We start from the raw sequence: 3,418 nt of genomic DNA, 5'->3' as shown, positions 1-3,418 counted from the left end.
AATTTTTGTCTTTTTGTTTTTTTTTTTTTTTTGTTAATACAGATCTACAAACACTATCAACGAAGGGCTTTTGGTGGGCAGGGGAACATGTTTATAAGGCACGGGGGGAGGTGCCCCCACCAAGGGGCTGCGCCCCTTTGCCCCCCTGGGTCGGTGTTCGGGCGGGTTCGGTGAGGGCTGGTCGCGCAGTTCCCCGCGCCCCTTTGGGGCGCGGGGGTTGACCCCGGCGGCTACGCCTGCACGATCGGTTCGCGGGTGAACAAGGTGCCCAGTTCCGGGGCGTTCACCCTCCTGTCCGCCAGCCTCAGGGCCTCCCAGAGCGTGACCTGGTTGGCGGTGAGGACCGGTTTGCCTAGTTCCTTCTCCAGGGTGGGGATGTGGGAGGCGGTGTGCAGGGCCGTGTCCGGCAGGAGGAGGGCGTCGGCGTCGGGGTGGTCGGCCGCGCGGGCGAGAGTGAGGACGTCGTCCAGGGTCCAGGTGCCCACCTCCGCGGCCGTGATGATGCCCGCGCCCCGGACGGAGAGGACCTCGATGCCGGCCGCCGCGAGGAAGTCGACGAAGAGACGGGCCACGTCGTCGGGATAGGTCGCCGCGACCGCGACCCTGGTGGCGCCCACCTCCCGGGCCGCGTGGGCGAAGGCGAAGGACGTGGAGGAGGCGGGGAGGCCCGCGGCGCGGGCGAGGGCGCGGATCTGGTCGTGCGCGCCCTCGTAGCCGTGGACGAAGCTGCCGCTGGTGCAGGCCCAGACGACGGCCTCCGCGCCGGACAGGCGGAGGGCCTCGCAGCCGGCGGCGAGCCGTTCGGGGGCGCCCATCTCGCGCAGGGCGTCGACGCGGTGGGCGTCCTCGCCGATGTCGGTGTGCACCACTTCCACCCGGATGTCGCTGCCGAGCAGTTGCTCCATGCGCGGATAGTCGTCCTCGGCGGAGTGGCCCGGGTAGAGGAAACCGAGTGCGGTCATGCCCAACCTTCCTGTTCTTCCGGCAGTACCGGCGGTGGCGGAACAGGTCCCGCACCGAACGTCTGCCTGGCCGACTCGTCGAGCAGAGCCTGGTACGGACCCACCGCCCGAGTACCCAGCTGACGCAGCGCCGCCCATATCGTCACCTGGTTGGCCGAGATCACCGGCATCCGCAGTTCCGCTTCCAGCTGCGGGATGACGTCGTAGGTGGGGAGGTTGGTGCAGGAGATGAAGAGGGCGTCCGGTTCGGTCGCGCTGACCGCGCGGTGGGCCATGGCGACGACGTCGTGGTACGGGACCTTCCAGATGTGCCGGACCAGGCCGAGCGAGGCGCGGCCCGTGACCAGGACGCCCGCCTCGGCGAGGAACTCCTCCAGGGACCGGGTGACCGAGACGGTGTACGGGGTGACCAGGGCGATGCGGTGCGCGTTCAGCTCGGCCAGGGCGGCGAGCATCGCGCCGGAGGTGGTGACGGCGTGCGCGGCGCCCGCGCGGGTCATCGCCTCGCCCATCGCGCGCTCCCCCGCGACCCCGCCGACGAAGCTGCCGCTGGTGCAGGCGTAGGCCACGACCTCGGGCGCGACCTCGTTCAGGGCCCGGACCGCCTCGTGCAGCGTCTCGTGCTCCGAGACCAGCCGGGCCAGGTCGAGGCTCACCTCGACGGGGACGTACGGGGTGCGCGTGAGGTGCAGGGAGACGTCGTCCGGGACCCAGCGCCAGAGCTCGCGGTCGAGGGCGAAGTCGAACGGGGCGATGACACCGACGCCGCGCTGCGGACGGGGTCCACCGAGGAAGGAGACGTTCATGACAGCCACCGGCCTCACGGAGAGAGATGTGCGGACGACAGAACGTGCGCAAGTCCGTGTTGACGAAGGTAGGTTCGGGTGCGAGCGTGGTCAATCAGTGCATGTCACACGCATCCCGTGGGGCCGGTAGAGCCGCTTCCGCATGTGAGGGGTTACTTTCGTCCATGACCTCGACTCCCCGACCGACCCTCCTCGTCCTCGACGCCGAACCACGTCCCCGGCTCGGGCGGCTCACCGGGCGGGCGACGGTCGAGTACGCCGACGCCTCGACGCTGGCCGCGCGGCTGCCGTACGCCGATGTGCTGCTGGTGTGGGACTTCACCTCCCGCGCGGTGCGGGACGCCTGGCCGGGCGACGGGCCCCGGCCGCGCTGGGTGCACACGGCCAGCGCGGGCGTCGACCATCTGCTCTGCCCCGAACTGGCCGCCACCGAGGACACGGTGGTGACGAACGCGCGCGGCGTGTTCGAGGCGCCGATCGCCGAGTACGTCGCCGCGCTCGTCCTCGCCATGGCCAAGGACCTGCCGCGCAGCTGGGAGTTGCAGGGGCGGCGGGAGTGGCGGCACCGGGAGGCGCTGCGGGTGGCGGGCGGCCGGGCGTGTGTGGTGGGGTCCGGGCCGATCGGGCGGGCGATCGCGCGTCACCTCAAGCTCCTCGGTCTGCACACGGCCCTGGTCGGGCGGACCGCGCGGCCCGGTGTCCACGGCCCGGAGGACCTCGACCGGCTGCTGGCCCGCGCCGACTGGGTGATCGCGGCCGCACCGCTGACGGAGGCGACGTACGGCATGTTCGACGCCCGGCGGTTCGGGGTCATGCAGCCGTCCGCGCGGTTCGTCAATGTCGGGCGCGGGCAGCTCGTGGTGGAGGACGCGCTCGTCGAGGCGCTGCGCAAGCGGTGGATCGCGGGGGCGGCGCTCGATGTCTTCGAGCGCGAGCCACTGGGCCCGGACGACCCGCTGTGGGACGTCCCCGGGCTGATCGTCTCGCCCCACATGAGCGGGGACACGGTGGGGTGGCGGGACGAACTCGGCGCTCAGTTCGTGGAGTTGTTCGAGCTGTGGGAGGCGGGCAAACCGCTGCCCAACGTGGTCGACAAGGAGCGCGGGTACGTGCCCGGGCACTGAACTCCCCTGGGAGGGGCCGGATGTCGGAGCTCACGGAACTGACCGCACTGTCCGCCGTGCGACTGGTCGAGGGGTACCGCAAGGGCGAGTTCGGTCCGGTGGAGGTGACTCGGGCGGCGTTGGAGCGGGCCGAGCGCGTACAGCCGGACGTCAACGCGTTCGTGCGGATCGACGCGGAGGGGGCGCTCGCGCGGGCGCGCGAGTCGGAGGCGCGCTGGCGGCGCGGGGAGCCGGCCGGGGCGGTGGACGGGGTGCCGGTCACCGTGAAGGACATCCTGCTGATGCGGGGCGGGCCGACGCTGAGGGGCTCCAGGACGGTTTCGGAGAAGGGGAGTTGGGACGAGGACGCGCCCTCGGTGGCCCGGCTGCGGGAGCACGGGGCGGTGTTCCTGGGGAAGACCACGACGCCCGAGTTCGGCTGGAAGGGTGTCACGGACTCGCCGCTCAGCGGGGTGACGCGGAACCCCTATGACCTCTCGCGGACGGCCGGGGGGTCCAGCGGGGGCGCGGCGGCGGCGGTCGCGCT

Annotated in this window: 4 protein-coding genes; 2 read left to right on the top strand and 2 right to left on the bottom strand. The window is 71.6% G+C overall.

The genetic code is table 11. The features are described from left to right. Positions 1 to 230: 230 nt before the first annotated feature. Both P1P70_RS42280 and P1P70_RS42275 read right to left on the bottom strand, forming a co-directional pair. A complete protein-coding gene (locus P1P70_RS42280; RefSeq protein ID WP_319247469.1) occupies positions 231 to 962 on the bottom strand; it encodes a decarboxylase in 732 nt (243 codons plus the stop codon). After that, the gene (locus P1P70_RS42275) at positions 959 to 1,768 is read right to left on the bottom strand and encodes a decarboxylase (protein ID WP_319247471.1); all 810 of its coding nucleotides are present in this window, start codon (positions 1,766 to 1,768) and stop codon (positions 959 to 961) included. The genes P1P70_RS42280 and P1P70_RS42275 overlap by 4 nt, the downstream gene beginning before the upstream one ends. 164 nt (positions 1,769 to 1,932) lie before the next feature. On the opposite strand from P1P70_RS42275, the gene P1P70_RS42270 reads away from it, so the two are divergent. Next, positions 1,933 to 2,892, top strand: coding sequence for a D-2-hydroxyacid dehydrogenase (locus P1P70_RS42270; RefSeq protein WP_319247467.1), 960 nt, complete (start codon positions 1,933 to 1,935; stop codon positions 2,890 to 2,892). A gap of 20 nt (positions 2,893 to 2,912) precedes the next feature. Next, on the top strand, positions 2,913 to 3,418 hold a 506-nt coding region (locus P1P70_RS42265; RefSeq protein ID WP_319247465.1), incomplete at its 3' end, for an amidase family protein.

It is taken from the genome of Streptomyces sp. MB09-02B, from assembly GCF_033794485.1.
GTDB lineage: Bacteria > Actinomycetota > Actinomycetes > Streptomycetales > Streptomycetaceae > Streptomyces.
The sequence above is the reverse complement of the archived record's forward strand: the minus strand, read 5'-3'. Positions and strand labels throughout refer to the sequence as shown.

What these genes read in the sequence shown, in the direction of transcription:
- P1P70_RS42275 (WP_319247471.1), bottom strand. Translation starts at nt 1,768, where the DNA reads ATGAACGTCTCCTTCCTCGGTGGACCCCGTCCGCAGCGCGGCGTCGGT.
- P1P70_RS42280 (WP_319247469.1), bottom strand. Translation starts at nt 962, where the DNA reads ATGACCGCACTCGGTTTCCTCTACCCGGGCCACTCCGCCGAGGACGAC.
- P1P70_RS42270 (WP_319247467.1), top strand. Translation starts at nt 1,933, where the DNA reads ATGACCTCGACTCCCCGACCGACCCTCCTCGTCCTCGACGCCGAACCA.